We start from the raw sequence: 23,555 nt of genomic DNA on the forward strand, positions 1-23,555 counted from the left end.
CGACGCGGATCGATCAGGGCTTGACGAAGCGGGTATCAACCAGGTCTTCGTACTTCACGGTGTAAGGCTTGCCCTGCAGGCTGCTCCAGGTCTCGTTGGCCAGACTGATAATGCCGGCGATGTCGCCCGACTGGCCGGGCACGCCGAGCAGCTTCTCGCTCATGGCCTGGTCGTAGAACCTGACGCCCTTGGCGGCTTCGGCCAAGTCTTCGGGTTTGGAGAGGTAGCCGCCCACGCCCTTGGCCATGATTTCGTAGGCCTCCTTGGGATGGGTCTTGGTGTACTCGACCGCCTTGTACAGGCCGGCGACCAGCGCCTTGACATCTTCCGGCTGCTTCTCGATCACGTCGCAGCCCAGAGCCACCACGTCGACGATCACGCCGGGAGTGGTGCTGCTGTCGACCAGCACATTGCCAGCGCCTTTCTGTTTGACGGTGGTCAGGTTGGGCTCCCAGGTCACGGCAGCTGGCACGCGACCGGCGATGAAAGCCGAAGCAGCGTCGTCGGCGGTCATGTTCTGCACCTCGACGTCGGCCATGGTCATGCCCTGCCGTTTGAGCAGGTAGGACAGCCAGAACTGCGAGACCGAGCCTTCGTTGACGGCGACCGGCTTGCCCTTCAGGCCCTTGATATCGGCGATGTCCTTACTCACCACCAGGCCGTCGCCACCGTGTGATTCATCCAGGGCGGCGACCGCCTTGAAGCAAAAATCCTTGGAGCGATACTTGAGGATCTCGTCGATGGTCGAAGCCGAGCCGGAAAGTTTTCCCGAGGCCTGCGCAGCCATGTACATCGAAGCTTCCTCGATGGTGGTCAGTTCCAGGTCCAGGCCGGCGTCCTTGAAGTAGCCAAGGTCACGGGCTAGGTACAAGGTGCCGTAGCCGACCCAAGTGGTGTGGCCGATGGACAGCTGGCCGGCCTGGGCCGTGGCGACCATGCCAGCGGCCAGTGCAGTGCACGTGAGTGAACGGACGATACGGTGGCGCAAGGACTTTTTCATGAAGCACTCCCACAGCCTGTTGGCTCGCTTTTGGTTTTGCGTGGGGCAGGAATTGGCCAATGGCCCAAGGGGTCTTGCGGGCCGGCCTCGTCGGGCCGGCGCCTGGTTCTTGCACCGCCCTCTGCGGGGCGGTTTCGAGTCACAGCAGGTTCAGGTCGCGGGCGGTGCGGTCCACCGCGCGGCGGGTCTTCTCCACGAGTTCGTCGAGTTCGGCGTGGGTGGCGACTAATGCCGGTGCCATGATCATCCGGCCCAAGGTCGAACGGATGATCAGGCCTTCGTCGAAGCCGACGGTGCGGCAGTGCCAGGCTATGTCGTTCTCGTTGGCGAAGCGTTTGCGCGTAGCCTTGTCCTCCGTAAATTGCAGCGCGGCGACCAAGCCGGCGCCCTGCACCTCGCCGATCAGCGGGTGTTCAGCGAAGGTGTCGCGCAGCAGCTTCTGCAGGTACGGGCCGCTGTCGCTCTTCACCGTCTCGATGATCTTCTCGTCACGCAGCGCAGTGAGGTTGGCGATGGCAACGGCGGCGGCCACCGGATGCCCGGAGTAGGTCAGGCCATGGGCGAACACACCGCCCTGCTGCACCAGAACCTCGGCCATGCGCGCGCTGAGCACCAAGCCGCCCATGGGGATGTAGCCGCTGGTCAGGCCCTTGGCGATGGTCAGGGTGTCCGGCTCGAAACCGAAATACTGATGGGCGAACCATTCGCCGGTACGACCGAAGCCGCCGATCACTTCATCGGCGCACAGCAGTACGTCGTACTCGCGACAGATGCGCTGGACCTCCCCCCAGTAGCTGGCCGGCGGGAATATCATGCCGCCGGCGCCTTGGAAGGGTTCGGCGACGAAGGCGGCGACGTTTTCCGCACCCAATTCGAGAATCTTCGCTTCCAGTTCACGGGCAGCCTTGAGGCCGAATTCGTCTTCGCTCAGGTCACCACCTTCGGCGAAGTAGTAGGGCTCACCGATGTGAGCGAAGTCCGGCAGCATGCCACCCATCTCGTGCATGAAGCCCATGCCGCCGAGGGCGGTGCTGCCCAGGGTCGAGCCGTGGTAGCCGTTCCAGCGGCCGATCATGACCTTCTTCTGCGGCTTACCGAGGATCTGCCAGTAGCGGCGCACGCTGCGGATCAGCACCTCGTTGGCCTCAGAACCGGAGTTGGTGTAGATGGCGTGGCTGTAGTGCGCCGGTAGCAAGCTGAAAAGCAGCTCCGACAGCTCTACAACCCGCGGGTGGGTGGTGTGAAAAAACAGGTTGTAGTACGGCAGCTCTTGCAACTGGCGCGTGGCGGCAGCGTTGAGATCGGCACGACCGTAGCCGAGGGCGGTGCACCACAGACCGGACATACCGTCCAGGTAGCGTTTGCCCTCGGTGTCCCACAGGTTCAGGCCCTGCCCCTTAGCGATCACCAGTGCCCCTTTCTCGTTTAGCGCCTTCTGGTCGAGGAAGGCGTGGATGTGGTGCGCCGCATCCAGTGCCTGATATTCCTTTGTGGTGTGGCTTGGGGCAGTCATTGCAAAGCTCCTGTGTTCTGTTCGGCTCTGATGGCCATGGCTTAGCGCAATTGAAACCAGGTGGTTTTCAACTGGGTGTACTTGTCAAACGAGTGCAACGACAGGTCGCGGCCGAAACCCGACTGTTTTCCTCCACCGAACGGCGTGCTGACGTCCAGCGCATCGACTGTGTTGACCGACACGGTTCCAGCCCTCAGCCGTCGAGCCACACGATGGGCGCGGTTGAGGTCGTCGCTCCACAGCGAAGCGGCCAGACCGTAGATGCTGTCGTTGGCCAGTTGCACAGCCTGCTCTTCGCTGTCGAACGGCATCACTGCCAGCACCGGGGCGAATACTTCCTCGCGGGCCAGGCGGCTGCTCGGCGCCACGCCGGTAAAGATGGTCGGTTCGATGAAGTTGTCCGAGCCGTTGAAGCTCAGCTGCTTGCCGCCGCAGGCGAGCCGGGCACCGTCAGCCTGGGCGCTGCTGATGAACTCCATGATGCGTGCGGTCTGCCGTTGCTCAACGATGGCGCCGGCACGGCTGGCTGGGTTCAACGGATCGCCCGGCTGCCAGTCGCGGGCCTTGCTCAGCAGGCGCTCGACAAACTCGTCATGAATGGAGCGCTCGACCAACAGGCGCGAGTTGGCCGAGCACACCTCGCCCTGGTTGAAGAAGATGCCGAAGGCGGCTTTCTCGGCAGCGAGGTCTAGATCTTGGCACTCGGCGAACACCAGATTGGCGCTCTTGCCACCGCACTCCAGCCACACTTGCTTGAGATTGGACTGCGCCGAGTAGCCCATGAAGTATTTGCCGACCTCGGTGGAGCCGGTGAAAGCCAGGCAGTCGACATCCATGTGCAAGCCGAGGGCTTTGCCGGCGCTCTCACCGAGGCCGGTGACCACGTTGAACACGCCTTCAGGAACGCCCGCCGCCAAAGCCAGTTCGGCCAGGCGCAAGGCGGAGAACGGCGATTGCTCGGCGGGCTTGAGAATCACCGAATTGCCAGCAGCCAGCGCCGGGGCGAGCTTCCAGGCAGCCATGTCCAGAGGAAAATTCCACGGCACCACGGCCGCCACTACGCCGAGGGCTTCGCGGGTGATGGTGGCGAGTACGTTGGGGGCGCTCGGTGCGACTTCGTCGTACAGTTTGTCGAGGCTTTCCGCGTACCAGCGAAACACGCCGGCAGCACCAGGCACGTCGATGTTCCAGGCATCCATCACCGGCTTGCCCATGTTCAGCGAGTCGAGCAGTGCCAGTTCGTCACGGTTGGCGAGGATCAACTCAGCCAGCTTGAGCAGCACCTGCTTGCGCTCAGCCGGCGCACGCTGCGACCACACGCCCGAGTCGAAGGATTGCCGGGCGACACGCACCGCCAGGTCAACATCGGCGGCATCGCAGGCTGCGACGTTGGCCAGCAACCCACCGGTGGCCGGGTTGATCGAGGCGAAGGTCGCACCGGACTGCGCACCGACCTGACGACCACCGATGATCGAGCCCTCGATAAAGCGTTGCCGCTGTGCGCGTTGCTGCCAGTCGCTGAGTTCGTACACCGCCCTCTCCTCTCATCGGTTGAATGCTGTTGCGAGCTGATGGTGGCCCAAGAGCGATGAGAGGAAAATTATTAAAAATGTCATTGGAACATACGAAAAAGCTGGCTTTGCTCGCGCCAATACAGCGCACCCGGCCCCACATCCGGGCACGCTCATGCGCAGCACCAAGGCTCGTCCTCATACATCCACAGCGATGCACTTGGTCATGCCGGTTGCCTGTTCGAATCGCCTAGCGCATAGCTATCGGCGGCGGTCGAGCTCGTACGTGCAGCGCCTCATTTTGGTGCTCGCGCCATCACCTGTCAGGCCAGTTTTTCGCACTCACCCGGCGGCCTGACCGGCGGCCAGCATCTTGCAAAGGCAAGAAGGCATGCAGGCCATGAAAAACCTGCCTACTGCCCAGCAAAATGCTTTGCCGGCGCGGCATTCCACCGCGCTATGGTGAGCGCCGCAATCGTCACACCGAGGTATCCCGTGGCTTCCTACACCCTGCGCCAGATCCGCTATTTCGTTACCACCGTGGAGTGCGGCAGCGTCGCCGAAGCGTCGCGCAAGCTGTACATCGCCCAGCCGTCTATTTCCACTGCGGTCAAGGGCCTGGAAGAGAGCTTCGGTGTACAGTTGTTCATCCGCCACCATGCCCAAGGTGTTTCGCTCACCCCCAGCGGAGCACGCTTCTACCGCAAGGCGCAGGAGCTGCTGCGCATGGCCCACGAGTTCGAGCAGAACGCCCTGGCGGACAACGACGTGGTCGCCGGACAGATCGATATCGGCTGCTTCGAGACGGTCGCGCCACTCTACCTGCCACGCCTGATCGCCGGATTTCGCGAGCTGTATCCAGGCGTGGAAATCCGCCTGCACGACGGCGAGCAGCAGGAACTGGTGCAAGGCCTGACCGGCGGCCGCTTCGACTTGGCAATCTTCTACGAACATGACCTCGACGGCACCATCGAGACCGAACCGCTGATGCCACCGCAGCGGCCCTACGCGCTGCTGCCCGAAGGCCACCGCTTCGCCGCACAGGAGCAGGTATCACTGCGTGATCTGGTGCTGGAGCCAATGATCCTGCTCGACGTACTGCCCAGTCGCACCTATTTCGTGAGCATCTTCGAAGAACTGGGGCTGGCCCCCAACATCGTCTTCAGCTCCCCTTCCATCGAGATGGTGCGCGGCATGGTCGGCCAGGGCTTCGGTTTCTCCGTGCTGGTCACCCGCCCACATAGCAACACCACCTACGACGGCAAGCAGGTGGTCTGCGTGTACATCGCTGAGGACGTCACCGGCTCCGGCCTAGTTGCTGCCTGGCTGAAGCGCGCTCAATTGACCAAGCCGGCGCGACTATTTGTCGATTATTGCAAGGCGCAGTTGGGACCTGTCGAGGCGTGATCCTTCCCTCCTCTAAGCGGGAAGAGTGTGTACCTAGGTCTGCTGCATCCACTTAGCGAGCCGCACCAGCAACGCATCGCACTGCGCCAACTGATCGAGGCTGACGAACTCGTCCGGCTTATGAGCCTGGTCCATGCTACCGGGACCGCAGATCACCGTGGCGATGCCGGCTTCGTCGAACAAGCCACCTTCGGTACCGAAGGCCACGGTGGAAAAATCCTCACGCTCGCAGAGCAGAGCCAGCAGACGTGCAGCATCGCTGCCCGGCTCGGTAAGCAGGCCCGGATAGCTTGACAGCTCGCTGAAATGAATGGCGCTGCGCTCGCTCACCGCACGCATACGCGGCAACAGTTCATCCTCGGCGTAGGCTCGCAGCTCGGCGGCCACCTGCCGTGGATCATCCGCGGGCAAAGCACGTACCTCAAAGTCGAAGCGGCATTCGGACGGAACGATGTTCAGCGCGCGACCACCTTGGATCACGCCGGTCTGCACCGTCGAATAGGGCGGATCAAAACGTGCGTCATGATTCGCCGGATCGGCCAGGCGCCGGCCGATCTCGCCGAGCTGGCCGATCAGCCGTGCCGCGTACTCGATGGCGTTCACCCCCAAGGGCGCGTAGGCCGAGTGGCAGGCAGCGCCGTGCAACTCGCAGCGCATCGCCAGCTTACCTTTGTGGCCGAGCACCGGGCGCATCTCCGTGGGCTCGCCGATCAGGCAGAAGGTCGGTCGCTCCGGGCTTGCGCGCAGGTGCTCTACCAGGCTGCGTACGCCGAGGCAACCGACCTCTTCGTCGTAGGAAATAGCAATGTGCAGCGGCAGGCGCAGGGGCTGTCCGAGAAAGCGCGGCAGGCTGGCCAGCACGCAGGCGATGAAACCCTTCATGTCCGCCGTGCCACGGCCGTACAGGCGGCCCTCACGTTCGGTTAGCTGGAACGCAGGGAGCGTCCACACCTGGCCGTCCACCGGCACCACGTCGCTGTGCCCGGAAAGCATCAGCCCGCCAGGACCGGCTGGGCCTAAGCGTGCATACAGGTTGGCCTTGGTTCGCTCGGTGTTGTAGATCAGCTCGCTGGCGATTCCCAGGCCAGCGAGGTAATCACGTACGTAGTCGATCAGCGCCAGGTTCGACTCGCGGCTAGTGGTGTCGAAGGCGATCAGTTTTTCCAGCAGGCTGCGGCTGTCGAGCATGGCGTCCTCGTTGATGAATGCCGGGGGAAGGCATTATCCATCCACCAACACACTGTCCAGTGGACGAAAAGAGCGTCAGTTACGCGCCCCGATCCGCCCTACTGGATCACCCACTCATTCGTCGCCGGGCACGCCGTAGCTCGGCGCCTTGGTCGGGTCGAGGGCGCGGGTGATGTAGTCGTGCAATTGCGGCTCATAGGCACGCCAGAGCGTGTCCAGTTCGCCGATGGGGTCTTCGTCGGCCCAGTCGACACGCAGGTCGACCACCGGCCAGACCAGGTCCCCCACCACCGACAGCGCCGCCGAATGTACCGGCCCGGCCTCGCCACCGGCGGCCACGGCCGCATGCATGGCTGCCAGCAGGCGATCCGGCAGACCACCGTCGGCACCTTCGAACGCCGCGATCATGGCGTCGATCACCTCGGTCGACGCCAACAGGTTGCCGGCCGCCACGCACTGCTCGCCGGCCTTGGCGTGATTCAGTCCTAGTGCCTCGCTGCCGGTGAAGTGGGCGCTGGTGCCATGGCTGTCGATCACCGTGACCTGGCGGTACTGGCCATAACCGTTGCTATCCAGCGCCTGGCGCACTGCGGCGGCCGGGGTGCATCCTGACTCCAGCAGATCGAGGATCTGCGGGCCGAGAGCCGGCAGCGTGATGTTCTGCGTCGACACCGCGCCAACCCCAGCGCGCAGCCAGGGGCAACGAGCGCCCACGGCGATGCTCGACGAACTGATGGCGATGCCGAGCATGCCGGTGTCCGGACAGCGGCCGACGATGGAAAAGGTCATGGTCGCGCCTCAGCTTGCCAGTCATCCGGGATCACCGCGATCACGTCGATCTCCATCAACCACTGCGGCTGGCCTAGGGCCGAGACCACCAGGCCGGTGGAAATCGGGAACACGCCCTTCAGCCACTTGCCGACCTCCTGATAGACCGGCTCGCGGTAACGCGGATCGATGAGGTAGGTGGTGGTCTTGACGATGTGCGAGAGGTCGCTGCCTGCTTCTTCCAGCAGTTGCTTGACGTTCCTCATCGCCTGCTCGGCCTGGGCCCGTGCGTCACCAAGGCCGATCAGATTGCCATCGAAGTCGGTACCGACCTGACCGCGTACGTACACGGTATTGCCGGCGCGCACAGCTTGGCACAGGTCGTTGTCCAGGGACTGGTTGGGGTAGGTGTCCTTGGTGTTGAACATGCGGATGCGGGTATGGGTTGGCATCGGGGTCACTTCCAATGATCGGTCGGTTGTCAGTCGTTGGCCTGGCGCTGCGCGGCATCACGGTAGGCACTGTATTTGCGCTGCGTCGCGATGTGGTCGGCAACGTGCTTGGCGTCATGCCAGACGCCCCAGATGAAGGTGGACCCACGACGCGACAGCCATGGCAAGCCGACGAAGTACACGCCAGGCTCGCTGGACACGCCGCGCTGGTGCTGCGGCTTGCCCTTGGCGTCGAAGGCATTGACGTCCAGCCAGCTGAAGTCCACCGAGTAGCCGGTCGCCCAAATGATCGAGGTCACGCCGGCCTTGGCCAGGTCGAGCTCGAGGATCGGCTCAGTCACGCACGGCGGGTCGGGATACTTGAAGCGGGCTTCAGGTTCTTCCGGCAGGTCGAGATGGTTGCGCTCGACATAGGCGTCGGCGGCATCCAGTAACGACAGGTAGTTCTCGTCGCCACGGGCAATATTGTCGGCCAGGTCCGCCTGGAAGGTGACCACACCATCCTTGAAAGACTGGGTCACGCCGACCAGGGTAATGCCCTGGTGAGCGAGATTGCGGAAGTCGATGGTATGACCGCCATGGGCTCCGCTGACGGCGATAGTCACATGCTCCTTGCCCGGCTGCGCGGCCTCCTGGTCCCACAGGCCGAGCACACCTAGCCACCAGACGAAGTCGCGATTGCGGTAAGAACGCGGCGGGCGATCGTGGGGGCCGACCGAGAGATAGACTTGGCGACCGGCACGCTGCAGTTCATCGGCTATCTGCACTCCCGACGAACCAGCCCCGACCACCAGGGCGGCGCCTGCCGGCAGTTGCCGCGGATTGCGATAATCGGCGGAGTGAATCTGCATGAGCCGGTCATCCTGGGGCGCGATGGCCGGTATCACCGGCTGCTGGAACGGCCCGGTGGCGGCCACCACACGATTGGCCTGGATCACCCCTTCGGAGGTTTCGACGGTGAAGCCGGGACGGTCGGCGTTGCGGGTGACCTTCCTCACCTCGACACCAGCGCGAATCGGCGCGTCGAACTTGCGCGCATAATCCTCGAAGTAAGCGGCGATGCGTTCCTTCGACGGAAAGGCATCGGGGTCGAGGTCTTCGAACTCCAGGCCCGGAAAACGGTCATGCCAGGCCGGCCCGTTAGCCACCAGCGAATCCCAGCGCCCGGTACGCCAGGCTTCGGCGATGCGTTTACGCTCCAGCACCAGGTGCGGCACACCGAGCTTGCCCAGGTGTTCACTCATGGCCACGCCAGCTTGGCCAGCTCCCACGATAAGAGTATCGATCTCGGTTGTTTCGACTGGCTTTTCGGTGGGCTGAAAAGCGCTCTGATTCAGGTCGGTCATGGCTTGCCTGCTCTGCTTCTGGTCATGGCGGCTACGCAACGCAGTGGCGCCATGGGGCGGGTGTTGACCGCATTCTGTTCAGAGCAAGGCAATCGCGAAATTATGATTTTTGTAGTCGCAGACTAGGAAAAAGCTGCGTGCTGAGCGGCAGGAGCTAACAAGGCGTTCGCTGGTCGCGCCGGCTGGTGCCCGGTTTCTTGCCGATGTCGGCCAGGGTACGGATTAGGAGCGTGCCCAGGTTCAGCTCTCCAGAATGTCCGCATCCGACCAGCCCCAGCGGGCTTCGGCCAAGGCTTCGTCGCGGGTCATGGGGGCGCCGCAGACTGTGCAGATCGGCCGGCCCCCTCGGGTGATCGTCCAGGCGTTACGCCGGGCTGCCGGTACGCCTTTGGTTATCGTGGTACTCCGCTCCACGTTTCTAGCCGGAGCGTTTGGTGGCGGCACGAGCACGGCCTGTGTGTCATTGGCTACCGGCGTGCGAGGTACGTCTTCAAGGCGGGCGGTGCTGGCCGCGGGAATTGCCTGCGGTGGTAGGCCGGCGATCAGATCAAACAAAGTGCCCATAGCATTCGTCCTTTGCTGTTTTTGTAGGGCTACCGGGGCTACCAGTAGCCCCGGTAGCCCCATGCCAGAAGTAATGGGTTACCGCTGCAAGCCACGCCGTTGCCGGCTGTAGCCCTGGTAGCCCCGGTAGCCCAAAGCGAACAGCAATATGCATTCATTCCCCCAGCTCAAGACGGCAGGGATCGATGTGGTACAGCCGTTTGGGGGACTTAAGTCCGGGGATCTTCTTCTGAGCTTGATGTTTGCCAGCATCCCGCTTGGTGATCGCCCCCACGCTATCCAGGGCCCGCACCACGCGGGTCAAATCGAACCCCGGAGTGGCTTCCTCCAGGCCGCCACTGGTGAACAGGTACAGACGTCCCCCCTCCGGGCGCCCTTCCCACCAGCCGGCCCGCTCGCGCACCTCGTCGGCGCCGACCTCGATGGACTGGAAGCGGGAGCCGCCGTGGCGGTCGATGAAGTCGGCAATGGCCTTGAGTATCTGGCGGTCCTCGCTCGGGCCTTCGCCGCGTCCGGCCCGCCAGCCCGCGAACAGCTCCACCATGCTGCGGGTACCTTCGCCGCTGGCCATGGGCAGCAGGCCGATGCCCACGCCCAGCTCCAGCGCCAGGGCGACAATGGCGAAGCGTTCGGCCACCCGGGCCGGCTGGCCGCTCTCGGCGGGAAAGTGCGCCTTGATGGCCTCCAGCATGGCCGGCAGGTTGCGCAGCTCGCCGCTGTCGATCAGCCCCAGCACGAAGGCCGGTCCGGCATGGCCGTAATGGGTGGTGCTGGCCTGCTTGAGCGCATCGGACAGGCTGGCGCCGCTCGGGTGGCCATGCAGGTCGTCCCAGGCGCCGAAGGTGCGCCCTGCCGATACCGTCACCAGGCGGACTTCCTGTCCGGCCCGAATGCGCTTGCCGCCTTCGGCCATCTTGGTCTCCAGGGTGACTTCCCCGCTCGACAGCAGCATCACCCGCCAGCGGCGCACCTTGCGGGCGGCGCTCGAGCGGCCGGCGCGCTGCTTGCCGATGCCATCGGCCACGCTGTACACCACGTCGCCCACGTAGCGCCCGTCCGCCTGCCCCAGCTCGTCCAGCGCCAGCAGACAGTCGTTGCGCAGGGCGGCGATGCCCTCCAGGCCATTGGCGGTGGCGTTCCATTTCAGGGTGAAGTAGGCGCCATGCCCCCAGGCCGAGGCCGCGCACTGCACGATGGTGGTCTTGCCGTTGGAGCTGTCCCACAGCAGATGGAAGCCGCCGCCGGTGTGGATGCCGAAGTGATACAGCAGCGGGCCCGCCAGGGCGGTGCCGATGCCCAGTTGCAGCAGCGGGTTGCCCGGCAGCATGGCACCGATGCTGTCGCGCCAGCCCTGCAGGGTGCCGGCCTTGCCGTAGTCGCCGTCGGCGGTGCTCTCGGCCTGGTAGATGGCATCGCCCTTGCCGAGGGGGCCGGTGGGCGTGATGAACAGCTCCGGGCCGTGCCAACCGGTCGCCGTGGCGGCGGTGATGCGCCGCTTCGGGTGCTGGCTGGCGATGTAGCGAGGCACCTGGGCACGGCGCCGGTAGTCGATCTCCAGGCCCATGTTGAACAGCACCGCCAGGATACCCTCGGGCCGGCCGGCCAGCAGCTCGCCCGGCATGGCCCAGGTCAGCTCCCGGTTGTCCAGGTTGCGGAAGCGCAGCAGCCGGCCATAGTCGGCGCCGTTGCCCTCGGCGCGGGTCACCGCGTCAACATGCAGCGGGCCGCACAGCCATTCGTTGACCGGCCGCTCGCCGCCCTCGCCGTCGCTCCGGGTGCCGTGGAACCAGACGCCCGGGCGCAACGTCTTGCCGTCGACGATGGCCGGGTGGTCATAGACGCGGTAGCCGGGGCGCTCCGGCGTCATCTCCGGTAGCTCGCCGCCGGCCACCAGGGTCAGGGCGGCCGATTCAGGCTGGCTCATGGGCGGCCCTCCACCAGTTGGCCAAATCGTTGAAGTCGGACAGGAATAAGGGCGCGTCGGCCGGCCAGACGGGGAAAGTGACCAGCCCGCCGACCGCGATGGCGGCCGCATTGGCGGCCTTGCGCCCGGGATTGCCTTCGGTCTGGCGGTCGTCGTCGCCGGCAAACACCAGCTCGACCTCGGGGTAGGCCCGGCGCAGACGCTGGCCGGCTTCCAGCAGGTTGCCGGCATTCATCGCGCAGGCCACGGCGGCGCCGGTGTGCTCGTGGATCGTCGCCCCGGTCGCCCAGCCCTCGCAGATGTACAGGCTCGCGCCTGGCTCCAGGCGGCCCAGGGGGGAGTAGCAGCCGGTCACCCGACCGCCCGGCAGGAAGCGCTTGGCACCGTCCGGGTAGATGCGCTGCAGGTTCACCAGCACGCGGTCCAGGTACAGCGGCACCAGCAGCACGTCGCCCTGCTGGCGCAGGGTGTGCGGCTGGCAGCCCTTGCGGATCAGGTACGGGTGGTCGGCCGCCGCCGGGGTGCTGATGTCCCACAGGCGTTGCGCCTCGCGGGCGGCTTCCTGCTGGCGCTGGTGCTGCTCGGCTTCGCGCTGGCGGCGGGCCCGCTCGGCGAGCCGGCGCAGCCGGTCGGCCTCGAACGGATCGGCCGGCTGGCGGCTGCTCCAGGACTGCGAGCCGCTGGCCTTCCACGAGCCGAAGGCACCATAGGCGATCCCCTCCAGATGGAGCACATACCAGCCATTGCGGGAGCCGGCGCGGTCGCCGGGAACGTGGAAGCGATGGATCTTGCCGTCAGGGATCGGCCGGTCGTCGAACTGGCCGAAGGTGGCGACCAGCTCGTCGCGGAACCGCAGTACGGGATCAGTCATCGGCGGCCTCCTCGTGGAGCATGGAGAGCAGGATGACGTCCATGCGCTTGGCTTCCTCGGCAATCCAGGCGGCCGCGGCATGCAGTCGGCCATCCTCCGGCAGGCGCTGCGCGAGGTACTCGGCCATCACGCCGATGCACAGCGAGGAATTGGCCGCGGCCTTCATGTGCTGGCGCCAGCAGGCGTCCCGCTCGGCCTGTCGGCGCAGCCGGTTGGCGCGGTTCAGGTCGGCCCGGTCGATCAGCTCATCCATCTGCTGGTGCGGGTCGGCGTCGTGCTCCGGCGTCGGGGACTTCGAGGTGCTCATGCGGTTCCCTCCCGGCGGGGCGAGGCGTTTTTCGGGCAAGCCGATCCCGTCGCCGCCGGGTGGCAGCGTTGAACGATGGTCATGGGTCAGTCTCCGGCGCGGGTCAGGCGGGGGATGCCGAGGGCGCTCTGCAGGGCTTCCCGGAAACCCGGTACCGCGGCGGCGAGGGCGTCGTTCAGGGCCTGGCGGGCCGCGTTCTGCCCGGTCACCACGTCATAGGAACCGGCGCCGGCCTGGCGGGCCCAGTCGGGCAGCACGCCGTGCAGTCGCAGTTCGCTGAGGATCGTCCAGGCCCGGGTGGCATGGGCTCGCTCGGCGGCCAGCAGCGCCACCAGGTGGGCGGCGGGATCGGGACGGTTCGGCTTCGTGAGGGCGGGAATGGGAGCGGACCGGCTCATTGCGCAGCCTCCCCGGTTGCCAGGGTGGCGAGGGCGCGGACGTGGCGCAGCTGGTCGGCCAGGTTCACCGCGTCGATATGCACCGACTGGCCAGACTGGAGCCAGGACAGGGCGGTACGCGGATCGCGGGTGGCGTGGACCGGCGGGTGGTCCGCTTCGGCTTCCAGGGCCCGGGCCTTCGACATGGCCGCGTTGTAACGGGCCAGACGGACGGACAGGCTGGAGTCGCTGCACAGGGCGGCGAGGGCCAGGGCGCGGTGGGCGGCGGCGCGTTGCCGGAGTGCGGACGGATTGCGGTCGGGGTACTGCTTCATGGGTACAGCTCCTTGATTTAGGGAGCTGCCACCGTTCGCGGCCAAGCGAAGGATGGTGACAGCTGTACGCGGGTTGGCCGACCGGGAATCAAGGTACCCGGCACACCCGAAGGTGTCCCACGCACAGCCGCCATGACACGAAACAGCAGACACAAAAAAAGCGCCTGCGTTCGGATGGTGGGCGCTTACGCGCCTTGATTTACTCGACCGGCCAAGGTCGGCCCCGGATTTTGCCGGGACGGCCGTACCATAGCGTCGGCTGCTGGGGCGTGCAACCCCCTGCGGCATACGGACCGGGCAGTAGGGTTTCCCGATTTCAAATCGGAGAATTCCAAACCGCCGGGCTTCGGACGACTTTCGCACGAAGCAGCCCTCAGTCTCGAGGATCGGCAACTGTCGGCTGCAGATCGTGATGGTGTTCATGCTGCCACCGCCTTGCGGCCCTTGGTCGGTGACGGACTGGGCCAGCAGCGAGCGGCTTGGTTTTTGGGGAAGGGGCGCCTGTTTCATTACTGGCGCTCCTCCAGACGATCAGCGACCCACGCTTCGACCTCCTGACTGTCCCAGCCCACGGCACGGGTGCCGATGCGGCGGGCCTTGGGAAACTCTCCGCGGCTCATCAGGGTGTAAATCCAGGCACGACCAAAGCCGGTGGCAGCCTGTACTTGGGGCAGGCGCATGATGCGGCGAGGTTGAGGGGTGACGATGGCAGCCATAGCCAATACTCCTTTGCGCTGGGTGGCGCGTAGTGGACTTGGCTGCGGAAATTAAGCACGCGGGGCGGTGATGAATAGCTGGGTGGGTTGCAGAAAACCCACCCCCGGGAAAGCGGGCAAGGGGTGGGTAGGTTCTTGCCCATGGGGTGGGTGGGTTCCCCGCGCCAGCGACGCAAAGCCAGGCGTGGCGCGGCTTTCAGGGGTGGGTTGGTTAGTAGCCGCCAGGAGTTTTACCAGGCCCGCCTTCTGGCCTCCAGTTCGCCACCTTGGCTGTTTCCTCTACGCCCTGGGCACTGGGTGTGCCGTCATCCTTGGTAAGCCCGTATTCGGCGGCATGCTCATTCAGCCATTTGGAAAGCGCAGCCTTGGGAGTTCTCCCACGCAGACGCTCTTCGTCAATGGTCACGGCTTCCCATGCTCGAATGGCTGCAGCCAGCCTGGGAGCATAGTTCGGATGGTTTTTATCTAAGTAACCAGCTTGGCTTTCCTCTTGATTGGAGAAGAAAAAGCCAGCCTTGAACCCACGGCTTGCCAGCCAAGTGCGCAAGTCATTCACATTTACAGTTGTCAGATTCCAATCGGGGAAGGGCTTGTAAAAAAAGGAACCATCATCAGACAGGATTTCTCCTTCTTCGGCGGTTCGACCCCGACCAGACTCAAGAAGGATCTCGTTGTACTCAATGTCTGCTAGCGCGTCAGCTGTCCCGTATTCTCTTGCAGATACTCTGATTTTTGCTTTAAGCACACCATCTCTAATCGCGCCTGTTAATGCCGCTACAGCTGCCTGAAAGTGGGGGTCAAGCTCATGCTCATTGTCTATGTAATTGCTAACGCAGAGATAAGCGCAGTCCTCACCTCTAATGCCGCTAGGTGGAGCTCCGACGATTAGCGCCGCAGCCTGATAAATACTCAGCGACTCACACAACCGCCAATAGTCTAGTTCGTCCAACTCTCACCCTCCTATTCTGAATAGGTCGGCTGGCCGGAGCGGCAGGGAAGTCCGCTTTTCGGGGGCGCCCCGAGGCCAGCCGGTAATTCAGTCAAGCTCGCTTGAAGTCCCCTTGGATGACATTGGCTGCCGGCGCTGTAGTGGCGTACCGCGCCCAGTCAGCCATCAGGGCGCGGCGCTTCTCCAGAAGGTCAGAGCGGGAATAAGCGCCCTCGGTCTGGTCGCGCTCATCGTGGGCAAGCGCCAGCTCGCAGATCTCGCGGGGGTAGTTGGTGCGCTCGTTCGCCCAGCCGCGGAAGCTGGAGCGGAATCCATGGCGGGTCACGTCGGCATGCCCCAGGCCGTGAAGCAGGTTGCGGATCGCATTGGCATGCATGACGCCGGTCCGGCCGCGGCCTGGGAACAGGTAGGGGCTGCCCTCGGTACGCGGGATGCTCTTCAGCAGCTCGACCACTTCGGGCGCCAGGGGGATATCGAATGCCTGCCTCATCTTCATGCGCTCAGCCGGCAGCGACCAGACGCCGGCCTCCAGGTCGAGTTCGGACCAGGCCGCGAAGCGGATCATGTGCGATCGGGCGCCGGTCAGAATCAGCAGGCGCGCCGCCATGGCATCATAGGAGTCGAGCTCGGCAAGCACAGCTATGAGTGCGGGCACGTCGCGCCACGCCATGGCGGGAAAGTGCTTGCGCTTCCTCGCCTTCTTCTTCTCCGCCTTGCTCAGCAGGTTCTCCAGGTGCCCACGCCAGCGGGCCGGGTTCTCGCCGGAACGCAGGCCACGCGCCTTGCCCGCGTCCAGTATCTGCTCGATCTGCCCGCGCACCTCATCGGCGGTGCGGGTCTTGTCGGCCCATATCGGTTGCAGTACCTGCAGCACCAGCTCCGTGTCTATCTCGTCGGCCGGCAGGGTGCCCACATGGGGGAAGGCGTATAGCTCCAGCTTGCGCAGCCAGCCCCGGCGCCATTTATCCGACCAGCTCGCCCCATGCGCCGCCATGAAATCGGCAGCCAGCTTCGTGAAGGGCATGCGCTTGGCTTCCCACAGCCGCTGGGCTTCCCGGTGCGCCTCTCGCTCGGCGTCACGGGCGGCGAGAGGATCTTTGCCCACGGCGGACAGCTTGCGTGCGTCGGCCGCCAGGATGCGGGCATCAGCAAGGCTCACCTCGGGATAGCTGCCGAGCCCCATGTAACGGCTCTTGCCGGCAATCTTGTAGCGGTAGATCCAGCTCGCCCCGCCGGTCTGGCCGACCTTGAAATACAGCCCTGCGCCGTCGCCGGTCATTCCGGGCACTCCGGCTTTCTCCAGGCTCGCCACGGTCCGCGCCGTCAATGTCCCCACGTTTCCTCCTCGGGCGGAATCTCCAGCCCACACCCTCCAGCCCACACTTTGGCCCACACCTTTGCAGGTGGCTTGGGGAAGTTTTGGGCGGATGCCAGTGGACGAAGGATAAGTCGGAAGCCCCGTAGAATCTAGGGATTAGTGAATGGTGACAGAATGGAGCAGAAATAAAAAAAGCCGGTCATGGACCGGCCTTTTTGCGGAGGTCAGGCTCACATATGGGCGATCATGGCCTCCCCGAACTCCGAACAGGACAGCAGTTTAGCGCCCTCCATCAGGCGCTCGAAGTCGTATGTCACCGTCTTCGCCGATATGGCGCCATTAATTCCTTTTATGATGAGATCTGCCGCTTCGCCCCACCCCATGTGGCGCAGCATCATCTCGGCCGAGAGAATGATGGAGCCGGGGTTGACCTTGTCCTGACCGGCATACTTCGGAGCGGTCCCATGAGTGGCCTCGAACATGGCCACGCTGTCGGACAGGTTAGCCCCAGGGGCAATACCTATCCCCCCCACTTCAGCAGCCAACGCATCCGATAAGTAGTCGCCGTTCAAGTTCAGCGTGGCGATCACATCGTACTCGGCGGGTCGCAGCAGGATCTGCTGCAGCATGGCATCGGCAATCGCATCCTTGACCACGATATTCCTGCCCGTACTCGGGCTCTTGAACTGCATCCATGGCCCGCCATCCAGCAACTCGGCCCCGAACTCGTCGCGGGCGACCTCATACCCCCACTCCTTGAAGGCCCCCTCGGTGAACTTCATGATGTTGCCTTTATGTACGATAGTCACGGAACTGCGGTCATTGCTCACTGCGTACTGCAGAGCCTTGCGCACCAGACGCTTGGTACCTTCCTGGGAAACCGGCTTGATGCCGATACCGCAGTTCTCGGTGAAGCGGATCTTCTTGACCCCCATTTCTTCGACGAGAAATTTGATGATTTTTTCCGCCTCGGGAGTGCCGGCTTTCCATTCAACACCGGCGTAGATATCTTCCGAGTTCTCACGAAAGATCACCATGTCCACGTCGCCAGGTTTCTTAACAGGGCTAGGCACCCCCTCGAACCAACGAACCGGTCGTAGACAGACGTACAGATCCAGCTCCTGCCGCAGCGCCACGTTCAACGAGCGGATCCCACCGCCAACAGGAGTCGTGAGCGGCCCCTTTATCGAGACGACGTAATCGCGAACGGCCTCAAGGGTCTCCTTCGGCAGCCAGGTATCTTTGTCGTAGACTTGAGTGGCCTTCTCACCGGCATAGACCTCCATCCAGGAAATCTGTCGCTTGCCTCCGTAGGCCTTCTCGATAGCGGCATCCACCACTTTGATCATTACCGGGCTGATATCAACGCCAATCCCATCCCCCTCTATGAAGGGAATGATCGGGTTATCCGGCACACTCAGAGACATATCTGCATTAACAGTGATTTTTTCACCGTTGGCCGGCACCTGGATCTTTTGGTATCCCATGCTTGACTCCGCTGTAGGTGGTCTGACATCCCGCTACACCTCTGTGTAGCGAATTGGGTCCTGGCTGACTTACTCACTAAGTGTGGCATGCTCATGGCAACGCAGCAGGCAAAGGGAACCGCATGGCGGACATGCCCCACGAAGCAGCGCTCAATAAGAAAGAGCACGCCTCCAGGTAGCGCTGCGCTCGAATGGCAGTGAAGACGGAAGGAGGCTGGATAGGATTAGGTTGAAATTCCCAAGTAGGGATTGCACGAACCGCATGAGGCGAATCGGACATTACGAAGTCCTCCGTCATTCAGCTGGCCATATCCTTCGGCCACGCCCCTGACCTAGCGTAGCCTGTCTCTGGAAGCCCGACCACATGAAGCGAACGACTCGGACGTCCTCGTTGAGGACGGTAAGCCGCATTCACGAGAGATCCACAGACCGAGATCACCGAGAGTAATGCAAGGGACATATCATATTGATATACTCTCCGCAACTGATGAAGAGCAGTCCAAAACAAGCCTCTTCGCCTTGCTCTCCCGAACCTCGATAAGTTGTCGGGCAGCACTTGCAAATCGCCAGTTAACGGCTATCGCTCGACATCCCAGATCAATTACAAGGAACTTCGACTTTACGCTCATTGATGCAACGAAGAGAATTCGCCTACTCTTCGGGCATCGATGGTTTGTGCACTGCAGCAAAATAGAGGGTTAACTTAAAAAATGTCTACACGATCCAAGATTATCTATACATTTACTGACGAAGCGCCTGCACTGGCAACCTACTCGCTGCTCCCCATCATCAAAGCCTTCACCGCCTCCTCCGGCATCACCTTCGAAACTCGTGACATCTCCCTCGCCGGCCGTATCCTCGCAAGCTTCCCCGAATACCTGAGCGACGACCAAAAGGTCTCCGACGCCCTGGCCGAACTGGGTAAACTGGCCACCACCCCGGAAGCCAACATCATCAAGCTGCCGAACATCAGCGCTTCCGTTCCGCAGCTCAAGGCCGCCATCAAAGAACTGCAACAGCAAGGCTTCAAGCTGCCTGACTACCCCGAAGAGCCCAAGAGCGACGCGGAAAAAGACATCAAGGTGCGCTACGACAAGATCAAGGGCAGCGCCGTGAACCCCGTTCTACGCGAAGGCAACTCCGACCGCCGCGCGCCTCTCTCCGTCAAGAACTACGCTCGCAAGCATCCCCACAAGATGGGCGCCTGGAGCGCAGATTCGAAGACCCACGTCGCCCACATGAGCGCCGGCGACTTCTACGGCACCGAAAAAGCCGCCCTGATCGAAGCCCCCGGCAGCGTTAAAATCGAGCTGATCGCCGCTGACGGTAGCACCAAGGTGCTCAAGGAAAAGACCCCGGTTCTGGCGGGCGAGATCATCGATTGCTCCATTATGAGCAAGAAGGCCCTGAGCAGCTTCATCGACGAGCAGATCGAGGACGCCAAGAAACAAGGCGTACTGCTGTCGGCCCACCTGAAAGCAACCATGATGAAGGTCTCCGACCCGATCATGTTCGGCCAAATCGTCGCCGAGTATTACAAGGACGCCCTGGAAAAGCACGCCATCGTCCTGCAGGAAATCGGCTTCAACGTCAACAACGGCATCGGCGATCTGTACGCACGTATCAAGACCCTGCCCGCCGAGAAGCAGGCCGAAATCGAGGCCGATATCCAGGCCGTCTATGCCAAGCGTCCGCCGCTGGCCATGGTGAACTCGGACAAGGGCATCACCAACCTGCACGTGCCGAGCGACGTCATCGTCGACGCCTCCATGCCGGCCATGATCCGCGACTCCGGCAAGATGTGGGGCGCCGACGGCAAGCTGCATGACACCAAAGCGCTGATCCCCGATCGTTGCTACGCCGGCGTGTACCAAGTCGTCATCGATGACTGCAAGAAGCACGGCGCCTTCGACCCGGTGACCATGGGCAGCGTGCCGAACGTCGGCCTGATGGCCCAGCAGGCCGAGGAATACGGCTCGCACGACAAGACCTTCCAGATCCCGGCCAACGGCGTGGTCCGCGTGACCGACGACAAGGGCCAGGTCCTGCTCGAGCAGAACGTCGAAACTGGCGACATCTGGCGCATGTGCCAGGCCAAGGACGCACCGATCCAGGATTGGGTCAAGCTGGCCGTCAACCGTGCCCGCGCCAGCAACACCCCGGCCGTGTTCTGGCTGGATCCGGCTCGTGCACACGATGCCCTGATGATCGAGAAGGTTCAGCAGTACCTGAAAGATCACGACACCAGCGGCCTGGACATCCGCATCATGTCGCCGGAGGAAGCCACCCAGTTCTCCATCGACCGCATCCGCGCCGGCCTGGACACCATTTCGGTGACCGGCAACGTCCTGCGCGACTACCTGACCGACCTGTTCCCGATCATGGAGCTGGGCACCAGCGCCAAGATGCTGTCCATTGTCCCGCTGATGGCTGGCGGCGGCCTGTTCGAGACCGGTGCCGGCGGCTCTGCGCCCAAGCACGTCCAGCAGTTCCTCGAGGAAGGTCACCTGCGCTGGGATTCGCTCGGCGAGTTCCTGGCTTTGGCAGCCTCCCTCGAGCACCTGGGCAACGCCTACAGCAACGCCAAGGCCAAGGTTCTGGCCAAGACGCTGGACCAGGCCAACGGCAAGTTCCTCGATACCAACAAGTCGCCGTCGCGCAAAGTAGGCGATATCGACAACCGCGGCAGCCACTTCTATCTGGCACTCTACTGGGCCCAGGCTCTGGCGGAGCAGACCGAGGACAAGGAGCTCCAGGCCCAGTTCGCCACTCTGGCCAAGACGCTCGCCGACAACGAAGCCAAGATCGTTGCCGAGCTGAATGCCGCTCAGGGCAAGCCCGTGAACATCGGTGGTTACTACCATTCGAATCCGGAGCTGACCAGCAACGCCATGCGTCCGAGCGCAACGCTCAACGCAGCCATTGCTTCGCTTGCATAAGCGTTCTGGCAGCAGGATAGGCGACAAAACTTGCCTATAGCCTCACAAGAACCCCGGCCACAAGCCGGGGTTCTTTCATCTGGAAGCCGCGTAGAACACAGCCTACGCAATCCCCCCTCGTTTCGTTCCCCCCCACTTTGCACACCCATGTTACGTTTTCTGCCAGCACCAGCCTTTCTGCCGGTCGAGTTTGGCAAGCTGGTGTGATGCAGTGGTCGGCGGGAAATTCCCTTTGACTTTCTCGAAGCTTTTCCCAACACGGCACTAAGCAAAGCCGGGCTGCCCCCAGGCGAGATTCATACACCTTCGCCCCCTTCTACACCCTGGTAAAACCGAGTGCGGTGCCGACGACTGTCCGGCTTGCCCCCAGGTGCTTGTGCTATGCCCCTTCTTCGGTACAAACAAAAACGGCGAGGTGATTAGCCTCGCCGTTCATTTTTTCCTATTTTCCATTTGCTCATCATCCTGACGAGCAGCCGCTTATCCTGCGACTTTTCCCTGGCCGCCATCCTTGGTCAGCTTGCGTCGTTCCTTCGACGTCTTTGTGAAGCTCACTGTATCCAAGCGTTCGCCTCAAGCACATTGGAAAAACTCTCGATCTCTTGTAGGGCACGGCTTACATCGGGCGTGCCCCAAAATGCTGATCCCACCTCGTGATACCTCCACGGAATCGGCAGATCGATCGGCGCTTGCGTAGAGAGCAAATGAAGCCGCGATGTTGGCCGGTGCCGATCTCTGAACCTGGGTGTTCATCTCGTCCGCATATGCTGCCGTGGCTCCCCCTCTCCCCCACAGCACCGGCGACAAGGATGCTAAAGGTAGGCCAACAGAGGGCGAGCCCCAGAACCAAACATCCAACCAGTGGCGAACATGAAGCTCATGATGTAGCACATCTCGCCCGCAGGAACGGACCACGTTATACGACGGGCACAAGAGCAATAGCGATCCAGCCAGATAAATTGATCAACCCTAGTCCCGAGACGAATACACCCCGAAGGCCAGTCGCTCGAACTCACCACGCACCCGACGCTGACCAGCAACGTCAAGTTCACGAACTTCTATCCATTTGCCGATATCGAGACTATTTCGCCCCGGCCCACGCTCTTCATCATCGGCGAAAACGCCCACTCCCAGGAATTCAGCGAGGAGGCCTACAAGCTCGCGGGCGAGCCCAAGGAGCTGCTGGTGATTCCGGACGCCGGCCATGTGGATCTCTATGATCGGGTCAATCTGATCCCGTTCGAAAAACTCGCGACGTTCTTCCGGAACACGCTGAAGTAACTCGACCATCCGTTGTTCGCATGGGGCGTCCCACAGAAAGGCCACGCCATCGGGCGTGGCCTTTTCGCTTGACGCTGATTCGCCAGAATCCTCATCCACCAGCCCCCCAGGACCGAGCTTCGGATTGATGAATCCCTTACATAGGTCCATGCGGCCTGAATGCCTTATTGGTCGGTCCGTGTCCGCTTACATTGGCCACTTCCCCTGCGCCTCGGACCGAGCGTGCGGCACGTTGATGAAGGAGCCTCCCATGGTTGTCAAAGCTTACGGCGCCTATGCCGGCGACAAGCCCCTCGAACCGCTGGAGATCACCCGCCGGCCCCCGGGGCCGCATGATGTCCAGATCGACATCGCCTATTGCGGCGTCTGCCATTCCGACCTGCACCAGGTGCGCGCCGAGTGGGCCGGCACCCAGTTTCCCTGCGTTCCGGGTCACGAGATCGTCGGCCGCGTGTCGGTCGTCGGTGCGCACGTATCGGGCTTCCGCCCGGGCGACTTGGTGGGCGTCGGCTGCATCATCGACAGCTGCAAGCACTGCGAGGAATGCGAGACCGGCCTGGAAAACTACTGCGACGGCATGGTCGGCACCTACAACTTCCCGACGCCGGACGAGCCGGGCTGGACGCTGGGCGGCTACTCGCAGCGGATCGTCGTGCACGAGCGTTACGTGCTGCGCATCCGGCACCCCGAAGACCAGCTCGCCGCCGTGGCACCGCTGCTGTGCGCGGGCATCACCACCTACTCACCGCTGCGTCACTGGCAGACCGGCCCGGGCAAGAAGGTCGGCGTCGTCGGCATCGGCGGCCTGGGCCACATGGGTATCAAGCTCGCCCATGCGATGGGCGCGCACGTGGTGGCGTTCACCACCTCCGCGTCCAAGCGCGACGATGCCAGGGCACTGGGCGCCGACGAGGTCGTGGTATCGCGCAACCCCGAGGAAATGGCGGCCCATGCGAAGAGCTTCGACCTGATCCTGAATACCGTGGCCGCGCCGCACGACCTCGATGCCTTCCTGGCCCTGTTGAAGCGGGATGGCACCCTGACGCTGGTGGGCGCGCCGGCCTCGCCCCACCCTTCCCCCGATGTGTTCAACCTGATCTTCAAGCGCCGCTCGATCGCCGGCTCGATGATCGGCGGCATCCCGGAAACCCAGGAAATGCTCGACTTCTGCGCCGAGCACGGCATCGTCGCGGACATCGAGCTGATCAGGGCCGAGCAGATCAACGAGGCCTACGAGCGGATGCTCAAGGGCGACGTCAAGTACCGCTTCGTGATCGACTCCGCCACTCTGGCGGTTTGACC

20 protein-coding genes and 1 pseudogene are annotated in these 23,555 nt (G+C 63.2%); 4 read left to right on the forward strand and 17 right to left on the reverse strand.

The window, feature by feature from the left end; all coding sequences use genetic code 11:
• Positions 1-13 precede the first annotated feature (13 nt).
• From ACFOJE_RS03780 to ACFOJE_RS03790, 3 genes are all read right to left on the reverse strand, one after another.
• Positions 14-1,000: an ABC transporter substrate-binding protein gene (locus ACFOJE_RS03780; RefSeq protein ID WP_377812935.1), complete on the reverse strand. Its 987-nt coding sequence runs from the start codon at positions 998-1,000 to the stop codon at positions 14-16.
• Positions 1,001-1,139: 139 nt separating this feature from the next.
• The gene (locus ACFOJE_RS03785) at positions 1,140-2,513 is read right to left on the reverse strand and encodes an aspartate aminotransferase family protein (protein WP_377812936.1); all 1,374 of its coding nucleotides are present in this window, start codon (positions 2,511-2,513) and stop codon (positions 1,140-1,142) included.
• A 41-nt stretch (positions 2,514-2,554) separates the two neighbouring features.
• The gene (locus ACFOJE_RS03790; protein WP_377812937.1) at positions 2,555-4,045 is read right to left on the reverse strand and encodes an aldehyde dehydrogenase; all 1,491 of its coding nucleotides are present in this window, start codon (positions 4,043-4,045) and stop codon (positions 2,555-2,557) included.
• A 474-nt stretch (positions 4,046-4,519) separates the two neighbouring features.
• On the opposite strand from ACFOJE_RS03790, the gene ACFOJE_RS03795 reads away from it, so the two are divergent.
• Positions 4,520-5,431 carry a LysR family transcriptional regulator gene (locus ACFOJE_RS03795; RefSeq protein WP_377812938.1) on the forward strand — a complete coding sequence of 304 codons (912 nt, stop codon included), beginning with the start codon at positions 4,520-4,522 and terminating at the stop codon, positions 5,429-5,431.
• Positions 5,432-5,464: 33 nt separating this feature from the next.
• Here the strand turns inward: ACFOJE_RS03795 and argE are convergent, their stop codons facing one another.
• From argE to icd, 14 genes are all read right to left on the reverse strand, one after another.
• On the reverse strand, positions 5,465-6,619 hold the full coding sequence (argE, locus tag ACFOJE_RS03800) for an acetylornithine deacetylase (protein WP_377812939.1): 1,155 nt from the start codon (positions 6,617-6,619) through the stop codon (positions 5,465-5,467).
• A gap of 114 nt (positions 6,620-6,733) precedes the next feature.
• A complete protein-coding gene (locus ACFOJE_RS03805; protein ID WP_377812940.1) occupies positions 6,734-7,408 on the reverse strand; it encodes a DUF1028 domain-containing protein in 675 nt (224 codons plus the stop codon).
• Positions 7,405-7,839 carry a RidA family protein gene (locus ACFOJE_RS03810; RefSeq protein ID WP_377812942.1) on the reverse strand — a complete coding sequence of 145 codons (435 nt, stop codon included), beginning with the start codon at positions 7,837-7,839 and terminating at the stop codon, positions 7,405-7,407. The genes ACFOJE_RS03805 and ACFOJE_RS03810 overlap by 4 nt, the downstream gene beginning before the upstream one ends.
• A 29-nt stretch (positions 7,840-7,868) precedes the next feature.
• Positions 7,869-9,185 carry a flavin-containing monooxygenase gene (locus ACFOJE_RS03815; protein ID WP_377812943.1) on the reverse strand — a complete coding sequence of 439 codons (1,317 nt, stop codon included), beginning with the start codon at positions 9,183-9,185 and terminating at the stop codon, positions 7,869-7,871.
• A gap of 240 nt (positions 9,186-9,425) precedes the next feature.
• The gene (locus ACFOJE_RS03820; RefSeq protein ID WP_377812944.1) at positions 9,426-9,749 is read right to left on the reverse strand and encodes a hypothetical protein; all 324 of its coding nucleotides are present in this window, start codon (positions 9,747-9,749) and stop codon (positions 9,426-9,428) included.
• A 154-nt stretch (positions 9,750-9,903) separates the two neighbouring features.
• A complete protein-coding gene (locus ACFOJE_RS03825; protein WP_377812945.1) occupies positions 9,904-11,673 on the reverse strand; it encodes a DUF927 domain-containing protein in 1,770 nt (589 codons plus the stop codon).
• Positions 11,660-12,544, reverse strand: coding sequence for a toprim domain-containing protein (locus ACFOJE_RS03830; RefSeq protein WP_377812946.1), 885 nt, complete (start codon positions 12,542-12,544; stop codon positions 11,660-11,662). The genes ACFOJE_RS03825 and ACFOJE_RS03830 overlap by 14 nt, the downstream gene beginning before the upstream one ends.
• Positions 12,537-12,851, reverse strand: coding sequence for a hypothetical protein (locus ACFOJE_RS03835; RefSeq protein ID WP_377812947.1), 315 nt, complete (start codon positions 12,849-12,851; stop codon positions 12,537-12,539). Before ACFOJE_RS03835 ends, ACFOJE_RS03830 begins: the two co-directional genes overlap by 8 nt.
• Positions 12,852-12,937: 86 nt before the next feature.
• Entirely contained in the window at positions 12,938-13,249 is a 312-nt protein-coding gene (locus ACFOJE_RS03840; protein ID WP_377812948.1) for a hypothetical protein, read from the reverse strand.
• On the reverse strand, positions 13,246-13,563 hold the full coding sequence (locus tag ACFOJE_RS03845; protein ID WP_377812993.1) for a hypothetical protein: 318 nt from the start codon (positions 13,561-13,563) through the stop codon (positions 13,246-13,248). Before ACFOJE_RS03845 ends, ACFOJE_RS03840 begins: the two co-directional genes overlap by 4 nt.
• A gap of 509 nt (positions 13,564-14,072) precedes the next feature.
• Entirely contained in the window at positions 14,073-14,285 is a 213-nt protein-coding gene (locus ACFOJE_RS03850; protein ID WP_449224143.1) for a helix-turn-helix transcriptional regulator, read from the reverse strand.
• A gap of 205 nt (positions 14,286-14,490) precedes the next feature.
• Positions 14,491-15,228, reverse strand: a complete 738-nt coding sequence (locus ACFOJE_RS03855) for a hypothetical protein (RefSeq protein WP_377812950.1) — start codon at positions 15,226-15,228, stop codon at positions 14,491-14,493.
• A 91-nt stretch (positions 15,229-15,319) separates the two neighbouring features.
• Positions 15,320-16,564 (reverse strand): tyrosine-type recombinase/integrase, encoded by a 1,245-nt coding sequence (locus tag ACFOJE_RS03860; protein ID WP_377812952.1) that lies wholly within the window; start codon positions 16,562-16,564, stop codon positions 15,320-15,322.
• 212 nt (positions 16,565-16,776) lie between these two features.
• Complete coding sequence (icd, locus tag ACFOJE_RS03865; RefSeq protein ID WP_377812953.1) at positions 16,777-18,033, reverse strand: NADP-dependent isocitrate dehydrogenase; 1,257 nt, start codon at positions 18,031-18,033, stop codon at positions 16,777-16,779.
• A 710-nt stretch (positions 18,034-18,743) separates the two neighbouring features.
• On the opposite strand from icd, the gene ACFOJE_RS03870 reads away from it, so the two are divergent.
• From ACFOJE_RS03870 to ACFOJE_RS03880, 3 genes and pseudogenes are all read left to right on the forward strand, one after another.
• On the forward strand, positions 18,744-20,972 hold the full coding sequence (locus ACFOJE_RS03870) for an NADP-dependent isocitrate dehydrogenase (RefSeq protein ID WP_377812954.1): 2,229 nt from the start codon (positions 18,744-18,746) through the stop codon (positions 20,970-20,972).
• A 990-nt stretch (positions 20,973-21,962) separates the two neighbouring features.
• A pseudogene (locus tag ACFOJE_RS03875) lies at positions 21,963-22,253 on the forward strand (alpha/beta hydrolase); the annotation flags it as partial.
• A 250-nt stretch (positions 22,254-22,503) separates the two neighbouring features.
• Positions 22,504-23,553, forward strand: coding sequence for an NAD(P)-dependent alcohol dehydrogenase (locus ACFOJE_RS03880; RefSeq protein WP_377812955.1), 1,050 nt, complete (start codon positions 22,504-22,506; stop codon positions 23,551-23,553).
• The last annotated feature ends 2 nt before the right edge of the window (positions 23,554-23,555 follow it).

Origin of the sequence: Azotobacter bryophylli, assembly GCF_042643485.1 — a bacterium.
Classification (GTDB): domain Bacteria; phylum Pseudomonadota; class Gammaproteobacteria; order Pseudomonadales; family Pseudomonadaceae; genus Azotobacter; species Azotobacter bryophylli.